This window comes from Paenibacillus sp. FSL R7-0179, assembly GCF_038002265.1.
Lineage (GTDB): Bacteria > Bacillota > Bacilli > Paenibacillales > Paenibacillaceae > Paenibacillus_AQ.
In genome coordinates this window covers 2,705,212-2,724,122 of sequence record NZ_JBBOCC010000002.1, presented here as the reverse complement: position 1 = coordinate 2,724,122, position 18,911 = coordinate 2,705,212, and the positions used below count along the sequence as shown (strand labels likewise).

Sequence of the window (18,911 nt, the reverse complement as noted above, 5' to 3'; positions counted from 1 at the left end):
CAAACATCCGAAACGAGGCGACCTCATGAAAAAGTCTACTTCAATTTCAAATATTCTGCAATTATTGATTCCCGAGGAACAATTAAAACCGATCTTAAAAGAAATAAAGTATGTTGACGTTGCGCGTAAGTTTACCGTTTATGATTTGTTTTTGTTTTTAGCTGAAGCTGCGTTCCAGCAGTGGGACGGATACCGGGACGGCGCAGAACGGATGTCCCTGTATGGGCAACGTGCGGTGAATTACTCAACGCTTTCTAAAAAGGCCAAAGGGGTTCACTTTCAATTATTTAAGCGTCTATTGAATCTCATGATAGGGCTGTGTAATCGGAAAACGAAGCGCGTACTCGGTATCCCAAAAGAGCTGTTAATCGTGGATTCTACCACCATTTCGGTCGGTCTCGGCCGACTGCCTTGGGCTCCCATCAAAGGCCAAAAAGCAGGCGTTAAGCTGCATGTCGGATTACTTGGGGACTCGAATGAATTGCACAAAGTGACGGAGACCACGGGGTTAGAGCATGATTTAAACAGCTGTGCATTCCTGCTGGACAGCCTATATATTTTGGTAGCAGACCGCGCTTACGGGAAGCACGGGCTGTTTGACAGCTATCAAGAGAAGAAAGAGCGGCAATATTTTGTGATTCGCCTCAAGGATAATACCACACTCGTACATCCGATCCCGCGTTTACGAAATCGCCCATTTGAGGGAAGTATCGAGCAAGATTTGACGTGTCAATTAGGAAAGGTTAAGGCACTCACCAAGAATCGGTTTCGGGTGGTGATTCTTAAAGATCCCAAAGGGAATCCCGTCATTCTTGCAACAAATTTGCATTGGCACTCCCCAGAAGCCATAGCAAACATCTATAAAAAACGTTGGCAGATTGAAGTTTTCTTTCGTTGGATCAAGCAGCATTTAAACATTCCCAAACTGTTTGGAACCACAGAAAATGCAGTATATGGACAGCTATATGTGGCTTTATTGGTTTATGTGTTGCTAAAGTTTCTGTTTGAGCAGGGAAATAGTACTGTGCATGTTAGCGCTAGATTAACGTTCGCCGAGTTTGATCGGTTATTTACGCTGCAAAAGCTACCTGTGGAGTGGAGGATTTACTTAGCCCATTCCACTGACATTATCACCAAAATATAGGTAATCAACAGGCTTAGATAAATGCAGCTTAATTTCTCGACTTCTGGCGATTGCAGGGGAACAAGTGGAAAAAGAGCAACTGCTGCTCACGGATTCAGGCACTTTAAGTAAATAGCGCTTGAGTAAGTGCTGTTTATCCAACTAATGCGTCCGGGTGGGCTGTAACTCTATCAGAAGGTGGACTAAATCGAACTATTTTCCCCTTCCCGCCTGAATCATCCAGAGGCCTTCCTCCGGTACAGAGGCGGTATGAGGCTAAGCCCTCTCCACACAGCCAAACAGGGCACCTCCCGTTTAACGGAGGCACCCTGATCTGATCCGCACGCACTTACTATTAATCTACTTGTCCGGAAGCGTGCTGCTGCTGCCCGGAAGCTTCGGAATCTTCACGTTCACGGTTGTCCCATAGCCTAACCGGCTGTCAACGGTAAGTCCGTAGCCTTCTCCGAACAGATGGCGCAGCCGGTTATGGATATTCAGCAGCCCGATGCCCTGTGCCGATTGGCCGGTCAGAGCCAGCCCGTTCTGCTCCAGGCCAAGCTTGGACTGAAGGGCGGCCAGCTCCTCCGGCTCCATCCCCCTGCCGGTATCCGTGATGCGGAAGCACACATCCCCGCGCTCATCCACGCTCCCGGTAATCTGAAGGCTTCCGCCCTGATCCATCCGCTCCAGCCCGTGATAGACCGAATTCTCCACGATGGGCTGGAGAATCATCTTAGGGGTCTGCAGCCCCAGCAAGCTCTCCTCCACATCAAGCGCCAGCGAGAATTTATTCTCGTAGCGGATCAGGATAATCTTCATGTAAGCTTGGATGCAGTCCACCTCTTCACGAATCTGCACAAGATCATCCTTCTTGATGCTGTAGCGGAAGATCTTGGACATGCAGTACGTAATTTGCGCAATCTCCCGGCTTCCGTACTCCAGTCCGATGCTGCTGATACAATTCAGCGTGTTATAGAGGAAATGGGGGTTAATCTGGCTCTGCAGGGCAGAGAACTCCGCCTGCTTCTGGCTCAGCTCGGATTCGTACAATCTGGCCTGGGTATTGAACATCTCCCGCGTCATTTCGTCCATCTCATCCATCATCCGGTTAATATCCTGGGCCAGCAGGCCTACCTCGTTAGTGAACCTGACTTTGATCCGGAAGCCTCTGTCCCGCCCGGCCACCTTCTTCATATCCATGACCAGCCCCATCAGGGGACGCATCAGATTGCTCATGAAGAAGCTGCCGGTTAGGATCATGCTGACAATGATGCCAATCCCCACAATAATGCTGACCCTGCGCATGGGGATCATATCAGCAGTGAGTTCCTGCACCGGGATCATACTGACCACCCGCCACCCGTCAGCCTGCTCCAGCCCCTTCACCTGAATGAGGACCTCCTTGCCGTCAATCGTTGCCTTTACCCCGTTAAGCAAATGGTTCTTATCCATAGACAGCACATCTTTGATCACATTGCCCCGCGCATAGGAATTGGTGGAGGCCACCACCTCGTCCCGGTTATTCAGGATGGACAAGGTGGAGTTCTCCGTTAATTCCGTATTTGCGACCAGCCCCTGCATTTTATCCATATTGACCATCACCATGCAGTAGCCCGTAATCTGTGAGAAATGAACACCGCCGATGGACTCCACAATCGGAGCAATATAGAAGAATTGTTCCGTTCCTGTCCGGTCATCCTTCAGAATAGCAGTGAACTTCCCCTTCTGCCGAAGCGCAGGATCGTTCTTGTACGGGCGGATAAAGCTGTCATACAGGTTGATATAAAAAATATCGCCGCTTGCAGAATCCTCGCTGGAGAGCCGTCTTCCCTGGAGGTCATTGATCATGATGCCGTTCACATAGGAATTGAAGGACCGCATATATTCCATCAGATCCAGAGCATAGGGAGCGCTGTCGAACGCCCTTTTGTAATCATCATCGGCTATAGTGAATTCCTGAATCAGCTTGCTGTTGACCGCGAAGCCGGTACTGATCCGGATATCATTGAATACAGAATCAATTTTGCGGCGGGTCTGCTCTATCATCTGGTTGCTATACGTGACCGCCCTCTTTTGAGTAAGCGCTGAGAAATTATAGAAGAAGTAAAATTCCATCACAGTGAATATAACAATGGAGCAGCAAAAGAACAGCCATAGCTGATGCTTCAATTTCACCTTGCGGGTCTTCATGGCCTGCGGCTCCGTTCGGCTTCCCTTTTCCTGAATTTGGCGGGCGTCATCCCGCAGTGCTTCTTGAACACCTTATTGAAGTAATAGTAATCTAAATAACCGGACTGGATGGCAATGCTCTCAATGGACAGGTCTGTCTGCTGCAAAAGCCCGCGCGCTTTCCTGATCCTCAGGTCAGCCACATATTCAGAGAAGGTTTTGCCCAGATTCTTCTTGAACAATTGGCAGCAATACACCTGATTGATGAAAAATTGGACCGACAGCTCCTTCAGATACAGCTTCTGCTCATAATTCCGGTCGATATAGGCCACCATCCGGTTGAAGCAGGAGAGGATATCCCCTTCCTGCAAAGCACGGCTGTTCCCCTGCCGGATTACGGTAAGAACGTCATGCAGGAAGCTGCACAGCGACTCCAGGTCCTCGAACCGCTCCTTCAGCTCGGCATAATTCAGGAATTCAAGCTCCATGTCCCTGAGCTCCTCTGAATAAGCGTTCGTCAGAAGTCCGACAGCCTGATTCCATAGGTAGACAACCTCGCTCATGCCCAGCTGATGAAGCCTGAAGTATTCCTGTAAGCCCAGGGTGTATGTCTCAATGCTGTCGTATTGATTACCATGAACTATAGAATGCAGCTCATCTATACAGGGCTTCACCAAGGGCAGCTTGGGATTATAGTGAACCGTGCCGGAAGCTTCATCCACGAATACCCGGGAGGCCGCCAGCTCGGCTTCCTTGATCAGCTTGCCGATCTGCTTAAGCCCGCTGCCGATGCTGCTGATCCCTACAACAGGAAGATCCGGGCTGCCCGCGGCCGCAGGCCATTCATCCGTAATTCCTTTCAGCTCACTCTCCTGCTCTGTGATCAGAACCGCCAGCAGGGTGCTTGCTCCGTTCTCTACCACCAGCACATGAACCGGCCGCCCGTCCAGTCTCAGCAGTTCAGCCGGCTTCGGCCGCTCTGCCTCATAATGGACAGCAAGCACCTGACAGCAGCCTGCACTCATGCCGGCAGGAAGGCAGCGCTTGATCTCCTCTTCATCTGCCGAGGTAAGCGCATCCAACAGAAGGTGATTGCGCGCCGCACTTCGCCGGGAGAAGTGCAGGGCGAGCTTCGCCAGGAACGAATCGGTCATATCCACATCCAGCGGCTTCAGGAAATAATCCAAGGCCCCGAAGCGCAGTGCTTCCTGGGCATATTCAAATTCCGCATACCCGCTTATAATGACGAATTCCGTGTCTATGCCCTGCGCTTTGGCACGCTTCATCAGATCGAGCCCGGAAATCTCCGGCATCCGGATATCTGTAACTACCAGATCCGGCTCCTGCAAGGCGATGGCTTCCCACGCCTGGGAGGCACTTGTGAATTGTCCCGAGATTTCAAAGCCATACTGCTCCCAGTCAAAGGCATTGCTGATCCCTCTAATCGCCCACGACTCATCATCTACAATAATGACCTTGTACATGGATGTCCTCCTGAACCTGTGAATTCATCTGAGCTTACCCGGCAAACGAAATGCGGATAAACCACTTCTTATCATCGTCGTGGTTTATCCGTATTTCAAGATTTATTTGGTATTTGCTTTGACTTCCCTGTAGTTCTTCACATTCTCATCCTGAACCGCCTTACCGCCGGCGTCCATATACTCCTTCACGAGCTTTTCGTACAAGGCATCGAACTCGGCCGCCTTGGCAACGATCAGCCGGTCAATCATCTGCTTGTTCATATCGCCCAGCGTCTTGCCGTACTTAATATTGGCTTCGTTCGGCACCCCGTAATAGAAGGAGGAATAGCCGTCTGTAGTATTAATTTTATACGATTCCATCGCGAGCTCCTCATACTGCGTATCCCCGGAGGCCAGAGCTGCGGCATAGGTTTTGACGTTCTTTTCGGTGTCGCCCAGCTCAGCGCCGTTAACAATCATCGTATAGTCCATGTTCAAATTACTCATCTGCATTTTCTCGCCGGTCTGTGCAATCCCTTGCGGGATGCCGTCTTTCAGCGTATGGTGAACGCCTTCTTCACCAAACTGCAGGAAGAACATCACCTCCGGGTCCGCCATCCAGTTCAGATATTTGACCGCCAGCTCCGCATTTTTGCTGCTTTTGGGAATGAAGGAGAAGATCCCGTTCTCATTATATACCTCTTTGAGGTATTTGCCTTCGGCATTCTTGAAGGTATCCACCGGAACATAGTGGGCATCCGGCGAGTTTTGCTTCAGCGGAACACGGATTTTCTGGGTCATCGGATAATCCCAGTTGGCGGCATAGAAGCCGACCTTGCCGTTGGTCACATCGGCATCCGCCTGCTTGGTGGTTTTGTCCAGGGCAAAATCGGGGCTGATCAGCTTCTCATTATACAGCTTATTCAGCCATTTATACGCATCCTTGTTGCCCTGCTTCAGCCAGTTTGGCGTGGTGACGAATTCCTCCTCTGACATCTGTCCCCAGAAGGATTGAACCAGGTTGCCGAAGGTGTAGTTCATGCCCGCTGCCGCCGTTGCCCAAGGAATGACGCCGTTCACATTGCCCGGATTCTTGTCGCGGAAGGCTACCAGTGTATTGTATAACTCATCTCTATTGGTCGGAAGCGGCATCCCGAGCTTGTCGAGCCAATCCTTACGGATGAACATCCCGTTCCAGGCCAGCAGGGTACGCTTACCCGGAATGGATACCTGCTTGTCGTTATATTTGCCGTAAGCGAGAACATTCTCCCCAAGATAAGCCTTCAATTGCTGGCCGTGGCTCTCCAGCAGCTCGTCGAGCGTGTAGAGGCCGTCGCTTTTGGCAAAGCGGGTGACCAGCGTCCCGTCATAGGTGAAGGAGATGTCCGGAGCCTGGCCTGCAGCCATTAATACGTTCAGCTTATCTACCTCCTGGGACCGGGGAACCGGTACATATTCAACAATGGCGTTATTCGCCTTGCCGAAATGCTCATTCACATATTTCGTCCAGAAATTATTATTCAGATCCGGCTGGCCCTGAACCCCTCTGTCGAATACCTCCACTGTAAGCTTTGCAGGAGGATCAGAAGGGGACTTTGCTGCACTCGACGACTCCGGCGCGGCTGTCTCTTTGCTCTCTTTGTCACTTTCCCCGCAGCCCGCTGCAACGCCGGCCAGCAGCACGGTGCTGCACAGAACGGCCGATATTTTCTTGATGCCTGTCTTCACGGTATACCACCCTTTCATCTCTTATCATGATAGTAATCCAGATTATAGCTTCCTTGCCCAGGCAGCTTCAACTTCCGCCAGCCAAGCATTCCCCCTTCCCTGGAGTGTACTGCATCAGCCCTTGATCGCGCCTGTCATTACACCGTCTACGAAATACTTCTGCAGCTTGGGATAGATCAGCAGAATCGGAATGGTGGTGAACATGACGCTTGCGGCCTTCAGCGACTCCGGCACAATGAACGAGCCGACACTCCCCTCGCCGCCCTGCTGGCTGTCGAGCTGCTGGTTGGCTGAGATGATCTGGTAGAGCTTGAGCTGCATGGGATAGAGCTCTTTTTTGGTAATATAGAATAAGGCATCCTGGAATCCGTTCCACCGGTCCACAGCATAGAAGAGGCTTAAGGTGGCAATCGATGGCAGCGAGAGAGGCAGCACAATCCGCAGAAGAATCCCCAGATCCGAGCACCCGTCAATGGACGCTGATTCCTCCAGACTCTCGGGAAGAGAGCTGAAGAAGGTTTTCAGGATAATCAGATTAAATACACTCATCGCACCTGGAAGCACCAGACTCCATATCGTGTCCATCATCCCCAGGTTCTTGATCAGGATATAGGAAGGAATCAGACCGCCGCTGAAATACATTGTGAAGACCAGCGCGGACAGCAGGAAGTTTCTCCCCCATAGCCGCTTTTTCGTCAATGGATACGCCGCACAGATGGTCAGGAACATGCACACCACGGTGTAAAAAATCGTCAGGACAATACTATAGCCCAGCGTATACAGCATATCGGCATCGCTCAGAATCGTCTTGTACGTATCTACAGTGAAGTCTACCGGCCATAAGCTTACCTTTTGCGAGACAATCGCTTCGTTGGAGCTGAATGATAGCGCTATCATGTATAAGAACGGGACAATGCAGGTGAACGACAAAGCCACAATAAAGACTATAATCGCAATATCTGCTACACTTTTTTTCCGGCCAATCCTTCTGGTTCGTATCGTGCTTGCCGCTCTCACCATATCCCATCCTCACCCAATTTCTTCGCAATATAGTTGGCACCGATCAGCAGGGTCAGACCTACCACAGACTGGAACAGCCCGACGGCCGTTGCCTGGGAGAAGTCTCCCGAGCTGATACCGACTCTGTACACGAAGGTGCTGATGACATCGGAATATTCGCTGACCAGTGAATTCCCCATTACAAACGGGCGGTCGAACCCGATCGATACCATTCGGCCAATCTGAAGAATCAGCAGAATGTTAATCGTAGATTTAATGCCGGGCAGTGTAATATGCCACATTTTGCGGAGTCTGCTGCAGCCGTCCATATCGGACGCTTCATACAGCTCCTTGTTGATGCCGGTAATCGCCGCGAGATAAATAATCGTCCCCCACCCGATGTTCTGCCATACCCCCACCGTAATATACGTGACCAGCCAAGGGGTCTTCTGCGACAGGAATTCAATTTTTGACAGGCCCAGGCTATCCAGAAAAAGATTAACCATCCCGCTGTTCGAGAACATCAGGTAGACAATCCCGCCGATAATCACCCAGGACATGAAGTGAGGCAGATAGAGAATCGTCTGCGTTAATTTCTTGAACCGGGGCAAGCGGACCTCGTTAAGCAGAATCGCCAGGATAATCGGGGCCGGGAAGCCTGCCACTAAATCCAGCACATTCAGAACCAGCGTATTTTTGAGGGCACGGTAGAAGCTGTCCTGCTGAAAAATAAACCGGAACACATCCAGTCCCACCCATTCGCTTCCACTCGTCCCCTGAAAAATATTGTAATCCTGAAACGCCATAATCAAGCCGTAAATCGGGGCATATTTAAAAATGGCAATGTACAGGAGTGGCAGCAGCAAAAGGATGTAGAGTAAGGCATCTCTCCTGATCCTGAGCCAAAAGGTGTGTTGTCGCGTGAGTCCGATTTGATCTTGCTGATTGTTTAAAACCGCTTTCATTTCTCCCATCCCTCCGGCTGTATTAAGGAGCTCTCTTGTTTTTCATTATAGTCACCCGGGGGAATTAAAAAATGTAATCGCTTAAATGAATTTGGTAAAAACTTAAAAGACAGCCCCGTGAAGGAGCTGCCTTAGGCTTCATTTCATAATCAGATCGATTCTGCCGAACAACAGCTTCACCAGCTCAGTGGGACCCGGTAATCCTGGTTGAAAAAGCAGCAGAATGGTAAGGCCCGCCGCCCCAAAAGTAATGCCTGCAATAACCTTTCTTGCCTTCTTGTCCTTACTGCCCCGGAATTCAAAAATAATGATCCCGCATGCCAGCAGCAGAATCGCTATAATTATTGCCATTTTCATGCTTCCCACATCCTTGTATGGTTGCTGGAATTCAGGCGCAGCCTCTGTCAGTCAGACGATTGCTCCGGTATGCCTTGAGGCCCGGTTGATCTTCCGTTGCCGGTAATGCTCGTCTTGACAGATACCTCAACCTTCAACCCGGGATACATAGCCTCCCACTGGTCCTTCTTTGCCTTCCACTCCTGCGGGTATTGCTTGCGGAAGGAATCGGCGAATCTGTAAAAGTCGGTCTGCTGCTCTTTTTGCGACATATGGAGGGCTTGACCGGCGAACTCCTTCAGCTTCTCCAGCCATGCCTGCTTCAGCGCCTTCACCTTCGCCGGATCAGTCAGATTGGCATCCGTTGTATTCAGAACGACCTCTCCGCTCGCGACAATCCGGACCTTCATCTTCCATTCCCCATTGACGATGCTTGGCTTCAGCATGGTGGTGATTTGTTTAGACAGAATTGAGAAGGAGCCTCCCTCACCCTCCAGAGATACAGGGATAATAATATTATCCAGCTCGTTAAGCATGAGCAATACTCCCAGGCTAACCGGCTCTTTTACCGTGAGGGAATAACGTCCGTGCTTATACAAGCTTAACCCTTTAAGTGAGGGTGTTGTCGCATTCGGGCCATCATTCGGTTCCGGGGGAGCAATCAGAATACGGGTTAGGACGGCCGAACCGCTGGCTCCTTGAATGTCTTGGGCCAATTCCAGCAGAGTCACACGCGTGCCAAGGTTCATATTCGCCATTTCCCTGAGAGATTCGGAGGAGCTCCGCTCCAGCGGGTCCAGCAGGGCAAGAATATCCTTGGCGGAATCCAGGCTGGAGAAGATATACGCGTGTTCTCGGAACTGCGGATAACGGAGGAAGAAATCAACATATTCACGTAATCCCTTTTTCCCTGCCTCTTCACTGATCACAATGACCTCACAGTGGCCCCAGAACATATGGCGTGCGACCTTCCGCTGCAGCCGGTTCAAGGCTTCCGCAATGTTCACGCCTTCAGCAGTGCGGGTCATGGTGACTCCGCTTGCGCTCTCGCCTGCCCCGCCGCTCTCCGAGCCGCCGCTTCCTTTTCGCGGAATGAAGATCTGGGCCGTCAATTGCGCCTGGCCGTCCTTGTAATCCACGCCGGTAGCCAGCACGATCGCCAAGTCATTGATCTCCGTCCGGTCCCAGCATCCGCTAAGCAGCATGCTGCTTAGCAGAAGCATAACCATGGCTCTGAAGCCCCGCATTGTCCTCCCTCCTTATCTTCAGCCTTTACTTAGAAGCTTCAAGCCCTTCTTCAGCAGAGCCAGTCCATAAATTGCGGCAGGAAGCGCCACCAGGAACATCATTGTATATATGTTAGCCGAAGCACTGACAAGCGCAGCCGCCCCCGCAGCGCCGGTTACTACCCAGTAAGAGAACACCATGCTTACGAAGGCGAGCGGAATGACCAGCGGCTTATAATCGTCCAGCCCGAACCATTCGGCTGCAGAGGCGGCGAAGATATAGAGAAAGACAGAGATTTTGACAAAGATCCCGAAGATCCAGATGGCAATAATTAGCGCCTCTATATGCTGCAGGAAATCGGCGATCGTAATGTAACGTGCAGCAATCATCACCGGAAAAGTAAAGCTGTCTGTTAAATCGCCCATCAGCAGCAGGCAGAACAGATTCGTCGCGGTCATCGCCAGTGTCGTTGCGGCCAGCGAGGCGAACATCGTCCGGCCCAGATGTTTCTTATTGTTGACGTATGGCAACAGGAAGGCCAGCACAATATATTCGCTGAACCATGCCGACGGGGCTACCGAGCCTTTGATGACGGGAACCAGCCCGTTCTCCATGAACGGAAGCAGCTCGGGGGGATGAAGCTCACGGATCAGGAGCACAAAGATCAGGCAGAGCATCACCACCACCAGTGTGACGAACACCTGCGCGGTCCGGCTGACTATCTCAATGCCCCGCCTCACATTAATCGCACAGACTGCAACCATCGTCCCCATAGTGACAAGCAGCGGCGTCTTGGGAAGTGCATTATTCACAATGAACTCGCCGTATTCCAGAATAACCAGTCCGTTCAAATGGGGCAAAAAAAGCAGAAAGCCCAGTCCGATCAGCTTGCCCGGCAGCCACCCCGCGATCAACAGGCTGGACTGCATAATGGTCTTTCCGGGATACAGCCGGTTCAAGCCAAGCGAGATCCCTATGACCGTTACTCCAATCAGTGAGCCCAGGATGGGCGATAACCACATATCATGCCCCGCATAATGCATGGTGATCCCGGGGACAGACAGAATAGCTGTAGCGAGAATGGAGGGAAAGACCAGAAAGGCCAGCTGGGTAACCGATATTTTCCCTTTGTCAGTCAACATAAGAATCCCCTTCTCTGGTGAAATCCGGCTGCCGTCATTTGCTCCGTGGCTGGGAGATCCACAACACATCCTTCAAGGCCTTGCTGAACGTCGGAGCTGCCGGTGACAGATAGGGCCTGCCGAACGAACGCAGACTGCTGAGATGAATCACCACCAGGATGATGCCGAGCATAACGCCGATCAGCCCCAGCGTGCCTGCCAGAATCATCATAGGGAAGCGCAGCAGCCGGGTTGCGATACTGGCTGAATAACGCGGAACCATGAAGGAAGCAATACCCGTGATCGCTACAATAATGATCATCGGAGCAGAGACAATTCCCGCAGTGGTCGCAGCCTGGCCTATAATTAATGCACCCACGATACTTACGGCGGAACCTATCTGCTTTGGCAGCCGGACGCCGGCCTCCCGCAGCGCCTCGAATGCGATTTCCATAATGAGCGCTTCCACCAGAGCCGGAAAAGGAATCTCCTCTCTCGCCCGCGCGATGCTCAGCAGCAGCACGGTCGGGATCATCTCCTGATGGAAGGTGGTGATAGCTACGTAAGCTGAGGGGAGCAGGAGCGACAAGGCATAGAAGATATACCGGAGCCAGCGGACAAAAATACTCATGTAAATATTCTCGTAGTAATCCTCCGGGGATTGGAGCATGGAGAACATGTTGACCGGGGCAATCAGACTGAAGGGCGTCCCGTCAATCAGCAGTGCAAACCGGCCCTCCAGCAAATTGGAGACCACCACATCCGGGCGCTCCGTGGCAATCATCTGCGGAAACGGCGAAAAAGGCTGGTCAATGATGCCCTGTTCAATATACTGGCTCTCCAGCACATCCTTAATATTCAGCCGGCTTAGCCGTTTGTTGACTTCAGTGACCAGTCCCGGCTGGATAATGCCTTCCACATACACGAGGGTGACCTTCGTATTACTGTACTCTCCAATAGTGCAAGAGTGCAGCTTCAGTGCTGGCGTCTTAAGCCGCATACGCAATAGAGACTGATTCGTAGCCAGAGCTTCTGTGAAGCCGTCACGGGCACCGCGCACAGTGGATTCAGCCGCCGGTTCTTCGGGGGTCCGGGTGGGGACCTTGTATAACGGATAGCCTTTACCCGAAGCCTGGCCGTCCAGCAACAGCACAGCTTCACCGTCCAGAATCGCTGTAACGGCTTGTTCTACGGTTCTAATCCGGTGAATCGAGGCGACCGGAACCTCTGCAGACCATTCCACTGCCGGTTCAACTGCAAGGCCGGTCTGCTCCAGCGGTACCAGCAATTGCTGCTCTAACCGCTCCGTATCACATAATCCTGTACAGTATACACAGAGCGCGGAAGTACGATGAATTGTCTGGAACGAATGGAACACGACATCCTCACAGCCATCAAAAACTCCGCGCAAAAACAGTTCATTCTCTGCCAGCAGCGGGATCAGCCGGGTCTCCGGTTCTGCTTCTGTTGCAGTATTCATCTATACTTCCTCCCTGCTCTACCCTTTGAATTTCATATTCATAGTAATGTTATCCTGTACTATCGGGGGGGAAATTATGCAAGCCCGGCCTTCCAGGCTTCCCGGTTCAATTCGCCATTCACCGCAGCAGCAGCCAGCGCGCCCGATGCGGCAGCAGCTATGGACTGATGCATCATTGTGGCGGCATCCCCGGCAGCGTATATTCCGGGTACGCTGGTCTGACCGGACTCGCCAACCTCCAGGATACCCTGCTCGGATATCCGGCAGCCAAGGGTTTGCGGCAGATCCGTTCCCGGAGCAAGCTCGGGCCGGAAGAAGATGCCTGTACAAGGAATCTCTGTTCCATCCATAAGCTTCACATGGTTAACCATGCCCTCAATGGATGAAATCTCACGAATCGGGGCATCGTATAATGGGATATCGTGAGCTCGCAATTCCTCGCGTTCCGCTTCTGTGAGCTCATCGGGTCCATTCGTGCAGACCGCGAACTGCTTCGTCCAACCGTATAACAAAGGTGCCAGATGCATGAGTGCAGCCCCTCTGCTGATGACCACCAGCGGCTGATCTCTTAATTCCCAGCCATCGCAGTACGGACAGACAAAGGCGCTTTTCCCGTACACCTCGGCAAGTCCCGGAATGTCCAGCCTGCGATCCTTCATGCCTGCGGCGAACAGCAGCTTCTTGCTGGTAATCTTAAGCCCTGAAGCTGTCTCCAGCAGGAAGGCTCCATCCTCGCCAGTAACAGACGTTATGGTATCTTCAATATGAGAGACGGACGGATAAGCCCGAAGCTGCTCGATGGCAATCCGCCGGAGTTCAAACGGACCAATCCCGTCCCGGGTCAGGAAGCCATGCGCTTCCCGGGTGACTGCATTGCGCGGCTGTCCCGCATCTATAACAATAGTCTGTTTGCGTGCCCTGCCCAGCATCAGCGCAGCATTAAGCCCCGCAGGCCCTCCTCCGATAATGACTACATCAGCGTTCGCTGTATCTGATACATTTACATTTGCTGCTGCATCAGCGTTTTCCAGGTTCTTCATTTTGCAATTCCTCCTTGTGTGTGGTGGGTGTTAGGTGGTGTGCGGGTGGGTGACGGCGGGCAATTATCGCAGATATTAGAGACTTCTGTAGTCTGCGATTATTGCAAAAAAATAGACCCCGCATCTCCATCGTCCACATGTGTCGCCAATCTGTATTGCACAGCTGTATCTACCAATCTGTAATGAACATCTGCGCCGGCCAATCTACATGGTCCACTCTACATCACCTATCTGTAATACACATCTGCATCACTTCAATTAAAGACTATGTGTGTCTATAATAACTTCGAATTTAAATGATGTCAATTGCAGTGATTCTTGGCTTTTGCTGATTGAACAATTAATAGAAGGATTGTACACATCCAGCTCACACCACCCCGCAGTCTGCAAGGGGCTGACAGTGAACTTTGCGCTTGGATAGAGGATGAAACTGGGATATGTAGGTTTGCTGGAATGCATTTAGTTGGATTTTCTCCACTTGCTGAGGAACGTATGGTCCACGCTGGAGAAGCAATTGGAAAAACGGCACTTAAATACTTACACTTTACCCGAAACGGCCCAATCCGTGAGCAGCAGTTGCTGTTTTTCCACTTGTTTCAGGACATTCCTCAGAAAGCGGGAAATTAAGATACGTATATCCATTCATTTGCCGGCAAGGCAGAGGTGGCTTAATCACATCCGCCTTGTTCGCACCGGTATTCACCTTCCGCAGGCCGGTTATGCCTGCAAATAACCGATAATCTCCATCTTGCCGCCTATTCTGGACTGAAGTTCTCTAATCTTACATTCCTCTGCCGCAAAAATTACCGCTGTCGCCGGCCCCCCGGATGCCTGTAGCTTATCTGCTATTCCAGGCACCGGCCGGAAGCCGCAGCCGTTCAGCTCTGCGAGCAGCTCCGCTTCGTATCCTGCTCCCTTAGAGCCGACCGGGTGAATGTCATGGACCTCCGGCGCAGCTGCCAGAAGCTGAAGCTGCCGGATGGTACACTGGCTTGCTTCCCGCTCCAGAACAGCGCTTCCGACCAGCGGTTCGCCCAGCATCATGATACAATCCCCAATACGTGAACACCCCACCTTCAACTGCGTCTCATCCGCCTCCCCGATCACAGTGATTCCGATACCGGTCTGGCAGGTCACGAAATTATCCTCGGTGCTGCCGTTCACATGTGCAGCAGTTAGTCCGGCTTCCTCAAGCAGCTTGCAGATGCCCCGGATAATCTCATTTCCTGTAGGCTCCTTCTCTACCGCCAGGGTATCGATGACCGTTAAGATCTCCGCCCCCGCAGACAATACCTCCATCACTGCAACTCTGGCCGCGTAATAGCCTGCAACAGCAGGCGGGGTCTGCACGGCATCCATCGGCTTATTCCCGATGCCCGCGCTGGAATCGCAGCCGATGACCAGCAAGCGGCCTCCCCCTCTCCGCACTATAGTCAGATCCCGGATTCGCTGAACTTGCGGTTTCATAGGTTTGATCCTCCTGTATCTTTGTCGTTCCCGTTCCTCAGTCCGGCCCGGTATTCGCTCGGCGGCATACCGGCAGCTTTGCGGAATTGCTTGGAGAAATACAAGGCATCATTGAAGCCGACGGAAGAGGCCACTTGTTCAATCGTCAGCATGCTGCCCAGCAGCTCCCGGGCCTTGTCCATTCTGATTTTTAGCAAAAACTGCTTGGGCGACAGGCCGGTCCGCTGCTTGAACGCCTTGGATAAATGCACCCGGTGATAGCCGAGCGAGGACGCGAGATGATCGATGCTGATCTGCTGATGGTATTGCAGCGAGATCCAGCGGATCGCCTGGTCGATCTGCCGGTCGATCATCTCCGGCATCCCGGACGGATTCGGCGGCAAGGCGCTTAAATTATCCCGTCCGAACTGATGCAGCAGCAGCCGTGCCCAGCCTGACGCCTCCAGACTCTCCAGCCGCGGATATGCGGATTGCTTGAATGACAAGCGGATACGTTCATATAAGCTGTGCAATTCAGGTACGTTGCCGGAAGACAGAAAGGGCTGCTCCCTGGTAATGCCCACAGCTCTAAGCAGATCCAGAACACCGATCCCCTGCAAGGCTACCCACGCATAATGCCACGGAATATCCGGGTCAGCCTTATAGCTGAATAAGGACCCGGGCATAATCACGAAGGTATCTCCCGCCCGGCACTCGGCCGTGAACATCCCGCACTCGAAGAGGCCTCCGCCCTCCAGAACGGTATGTATTAAGTAGAAATCATGTACGGACGGTCCAATGGTATGTCCGGGAAGCGGTCTCCCCTCGCCGCTGAACAGCACGGACATATCCTGCTCCTCAGGCGTCAGGTTAATGGCCAGAGTGAACTCGTAATGATCCGGATTCATGCAACATTCCTCCATATCTATCTTGTCTTTCTCCATAGGCGGAACTTCGGTTCTATTCTATAGTGATTATAGATGAAACAAGCGAAAAAAGCTTCTGAAACCTAATATCCCACAACCAACAGGAGGTTAGACTCTTATGTCTAAAGTTACATTTATCGGTGCCGGAAGTACAGTATTCGCCAAAAACGTCCTCGGAGATATCATGGCTACGCCCGCTCTGCAGGGCTTCGAGCTTGCCCTATATGATATCGATCTGCAGCGACTGAATGACTCTGCCAGCATGCTCCAGAATCTGAAGAAAAGCAGCGGCAGCACGTGTACCGTCAGTATGTATACCGACCGCAAGGAGGCGCTGCGCGGTGCCAAATATGTAGTGAATGCCATTCAGGTCGGCGGGTACGATCCTTGTACGATTACGGATTTTGAGATTCCCAAGAAATACGGCTTGCGCCAGACGATTGCAGATACTGTAGGCATTGGCGGCATCTTCCGCAATCTGCGCACCATTCCGGTTATGCTGGATTTTGCAGCGGATATCCGTGAGGTGTGCCCGGATGCGCTGTTCCTGAACTATACGAACCCGATGGCCGTACTGACGAATGTCATGAACACCTACGGCGGCGTGAATACTATTGGACTCTGTCACAGCGTGCAGCAGTGTATCCCTGGATTATTCGACCACCTCGGCATTGACAAGACAGGGGTTCAAGCCAAAATCGCCGGCATCAACCACATGGCCTGGCTGCTTGAAGTCACCAAAGACGGCGAGGACCTGTACCCGGAGATCAAACGGCGTGCGGCCGCGAAGCAGCTTGAGCCTCACTACGACATGGTCCGCTATGAGATGATGCTGAAATTCGGCTACTACATTACCGAGTCCTCCGAGCATAACGCAGAGTATCATCCGTACTTCATCAAGCGGAACTACCCGGAGCTGATCGAACGCTTCCAGATTCCGCTGGACGAATATCCGCGCCGCTGTGTGGAACAGATTAAGGACTGGGAGCAGATGCGCGGAGATCTGGTAAATAATCAGGATCTGACACATGAGCGTTCCCATGAGTATGCCTCCTACATCCTGGAAGCCATGGAGACGGATGTGCCGTTCAAGATCGGCGGGAATGTGATGAACACGGGCCTGATCACCAATCTGCCGCGCGAAGCCTGTGTCGAGGTGCCTTGCCTCGTGGACAGAAGCGGCGTAACGCCAACCTTCGTGGGCGATCTGCCTCCGCAGTGCGCAGCGCTGAACCGGACCAATATCAACACCCAACTCCTGACTATCGAAGCCGCTATGACCCGCAAAAAGGACCATATCTACCACGCCGCCATGCTGGACCCGCATACCGCCGCCGAGCTGTCGATGGACGACATTGTCAGCATGTGCGATGATCTGATAGCGGCTCATGGTGACTGGCTGCCGAAGTATCAATAATTTCCAGCCTATATTTTAGGGGTACCTCCATAGCAAAGGCAGCAATCCTCCGTAACAGGGGAATTGCTGCCTTATATTTTTGAACTGCGCTCGTTTGCAGAACCATTTATTTCACATAAATTTTAATTTGATTAGGTGCCGTTCTCGCAAGAACGCGGTAGCCTTCTGCAGAAGCGGTTGCCACTCCGTTCTCACCAGCCAGACAATATCCGTTCACCTGACAAGTTCCATCATCACGGACCAGCAGCTTGCCCATGGTTCCTACTGCTACCCACTCTGGACGATCAATCCTCGGCACATATTTTTGAGAAGGGTTGAATTGGGGATTGACCGCAGCCGCCTTCACAGAATGTGCAGGTGCGAGAACATTGCCCTCGCTGTCTGTCACGGCCTCTACTTCCCGATCTTCATATCTAACCCTGCCCCATTCATCTCTTTCATATTTGCCTTTCCAGTTCAAGGGGCTTGCATCGCCAAGGACAGAGGGCTTTGCACTGACCACGCCCAAGATATATTTGTCTGCCGGCGTTGCTCTTCTTACCCGCTCCCCATCCGTGGTCACAAAATAACCCGGCTCCATCGGCAATCCATCCACCGTTTCAAACATTTCGGCATAATCCGCCCCAGGATTTATTACGGTGCCTTGAAGGTATAAATTTCCGGTAGAACCCTGAAGAACAGCAGCCAGGTCAGGATTGCCTGGAGTACCATTGGCTAAGTGCCAGGAACCGGGGTATAACGTCTGACCAAAGGAACCCATAATGTGAGCTTCAAAGTGTTCTTCAAGAACAACTGTAGAATTACCTTCAGCATGAGAGTTCTGAGCACCTGCAATTGTAGAAGAACCTTCTGCATGAGAAAAGTTTGCATTCGCCTCAGTGAACGAACCTTCTGCATGAGCAGAAAGCCCATTGGCCTGAGTGAAGAAGCCTTCTGCATGAGCAGCACCATCAGAAGCTACAGTCAGGTAGCCTTCGGAATGGGCGTAATCACCACTTGCAGTGCTCTGATTACCTTCCGCATGTGAAGCCACACCCGAAGCTGTCGTCTGCGCACCCTCAGCGTGAGCTTGAGGTGCGGAAGCAACAGTTAAACCTCCTTCAGCGTGGGCAGCGTCACTGATTGCATAGGTCTTGTAGCCTTCCGCATGTGCGGCCGGTGCTGTGGCAAGTGTTCCATTTCCTTCGGCATGGGCCGTATCCAAAAATGCAATGGTCTGGTACCCTTCCGCATGAGCCGCAGAAGCACTGGCCGTGGTCTCAAACCCCTCGGCATGAGAAGCAAAGCCGCTGGCGGTAGTGGAGTTCCCCTCTGCATGTGAGCAAGATCCGGAAGCGGTCTGATTGCATCCTTCATCTGCCATAAGCCATTCCTCCTAATATTGTGGTTTTTATGGTCCTGCCCTACACAATATTGCGGACTTGATGGAATGGACACGGCATGTCTCCCGGGTACAAAACACTATTTA

16 protein-coding genes are annotated in these 18,911 nt (G+C 52.0%); 3 read left to right on the top strand and 13 right to left on the bottom strand.

From position 1 onward, the window contains the following. The first annotated feature begins 25 nt into the window (after positions 1–25). Positions 26–1,144 (top strand): IS4 family transposase, encoded by a 1,119-nt coding sequence (locus MKX63_RS28290; RefSeq protein ID WP_341019699.1) that lies wholly within the window; start codon positions 26–28, stop codon positions 1,142–1,144. A gap of 339 nt (positions 1,145–1,483) precedes the next feature. Here the strand turns inward: MKX63_RS28290 and MKX63_RS28285 are convergent, their stop codons facing one another. From MKX63_RS28285 to MKX63_RS28240, 10 genes are all read right to left on the bottom strand, one after another. Next, entirely contained in the window at positions 1,484–3,316 is a 1,833-nt protein-coding gene (locus MKX63_RS28285; protein ID WP_341021874.1) for a cache domain-containing sensor histidine kinase, read from the bottom strand. Beyond that, positions 3,313–4,779, bottom strand: coding sequence for a response regulator (locus MKX63_RS28280; RefSeq protein WP_341021872.1), 1,467 nt, complete (start codon positions 4,777–4,779; stop codon positions 3,313–3,315). Before MKX63_RS28280 ends, MKX63_RS28285 begins: the two co-directional genes overlap by 4 nt. Positions 4,780–4,881: 102 nt before the next feature. Beyond that, on the bottom strand, positions 4,882–6,504 hold the full coding sequence (locus MKX63_RS28275; protein ID WP_341021870.1) for an extracellular solute-binding protein: 1,623 nt from the start codon (positions 6,502–6,504) through the stop codon (positions 4,882–4,884). Between the two features lie 96 nt (positions 6,505–6,600). Continuing rightward, entirely contained in the window at positions 6,601–7,506 is a 906-nt protein-coding gene (locus MKX63_RS28270) for a carbohydrate ABC transporter permease (protein ID WP_341021868.1), read from the bottom strand. Beyond that, entirely contained in the window at positions 7,500–8,450 is a 951-nt protein-coding gene (locus MKX63_RS28265; RefSeq protein ID WP_341021867.1) for an ABC transporter permease, read from the bottom strand. Before MKX63_RS28265 ends, MKX63_RS28270 begins: the two co-directional genes overlap by 7 nt. Before the next feature lie 138 nt (positions 8,451–8,588). After that, positions 8,589–8,807 carry a hypothetical protein gene (locus MKX63_RS28260; RefSeq protein WP_341021866.1) on the bottom strand — a complete coding sequence of 73 codons (219 nt, stop codon included), beginning with the start codon at positions 8,805–8,807 and terminating at the stop codon, positions 8,589–8,591. 47 nt (positions 8,808–8,854) lie between these two features. Continuing rightward, the gene (locus MKX63_RS28255; RefSeq protein WP_341021864.1) at positions 8,855–10,033 is read right to left on the bottom strand and encodes a Ger(x)C family spore germination protein; all 1,179 of its coding nucleotides are present in this window, start codon (positions 10,031–10,033) and stop codon (positions 8,855–8,857) included. Between the two features lie 18 nt (positions 10,034–10,051). Then, positions 10,052–11,155: a GerAB/ArcD/ProY family transporter gene (locus tag MKX63_RS28250; protein ID WP_341021862.1), complete on the bottom strand. Its 1,104-nt coding sequence runs from the start codon at positions 11,153–11,155 to the stop codon at positions 10,052–10,054. Between the two features lie 34 nt (positions 11,156–11,189). After that, positions 11,190–12,614, bottom strand: coding sequence for a spore germination protein (locus MKX63_RS28245; protein ID WP_341021860.1), 1,425 nt, complete (start codon positions 12,612–12,614; stop codon positions 11,190–11,192). 74 nt (positions 12,615–12,688) lie between these two features. Beyond that, positions 12,689–13,654 (bottom strand): NAD(P)/FAD-dependent oxidoreductase, encoded by a 966-nt coding sequence (locus tag MKX63_RS28240; protein ID WP_341021859.1) that lies wholly within the window; start codon positions 13,652–13,654, stop codon positions 12,689–12,691. 453 nt (positions 13,655–14,107) lie between these two features. On the opposite strand from MKX63_RS28240, the gene MKX63_RS28235 reads away from it, so the two are divergent. After that, a complete protein-coding gene (locus MKX63_RS28235; RefSeq protein ID WP_341021858.1) occupies positions 14,108–14,281 on the top strand; it encodes a hypothetical protein in 174 nt (57 codons plus the stop codon). Positions 14,282–14,371: 90 nt separating this feature from the next. On the opposite strand, the gene MKX63_RS28230 is transcribed toward MKX63_RS28235, so the two are convergent. Beyond that, complete coding sequence (locus MKX63_RS28230; RefSeq protein ID WP_341021857.1) at positions 14,372–15,121, bottom strand: AIR synthase related protein; 750 nt, start codon at positions 15,119–15,121, stop codon at positions 14,372–14,374. Beyond that, on the bottom strand, positions 15,118–16,008 hold the full coding sequence (locus MKX63_RS28225) for an AraC family transcriptional regulator (RefSeq protein WP_341021856.1): 891 nt from the start codon (positions 16,006–16,008) through the stop codon (positions 15,118–15,120). The genes MKX63_RS28230 and MKX63_RS28225 overlap by 4 nt, the downstream gene beginning before the upstream one ends. A 136-nt stretch (positions 16,009–16,144) precedes the next feature. Between MKX63_RS28225 and MKX63_RS28220 the strand changes: the two genes are divergently transcribed. Beyond that, a complete protein-coding gene (locus MKX63_RS28220; protein WP_341021855.1) occupies positions 16,145–17,443 on the top strand; it encodes an alpha-glucosidase/alpha-galactosidase in 1,299 nt (432 codons plus the stop codon). 106 nt (positions 17,444–17,549) lie between these two features. On the opposite strand, the gene MKX63_RS28215 is transcribed toward MKX63_RS28220, so the two are convergent. After that, positions 17,550–18,806 carry a peptidase G2 autoproteolytic cleavage domain-containing protein gene (locus MKX63_RS28215; protein WP_341021854.1) on the bottom strand — a complete coding sequence of 419 codons (1,257 nt, stop codon included), beginning with the start codon at positions 18,804–18,806 and terminating at the stop codon, positions 17,550–17,552. Positions 18,807–18,911: the final 105 nt, after the last annotated feature.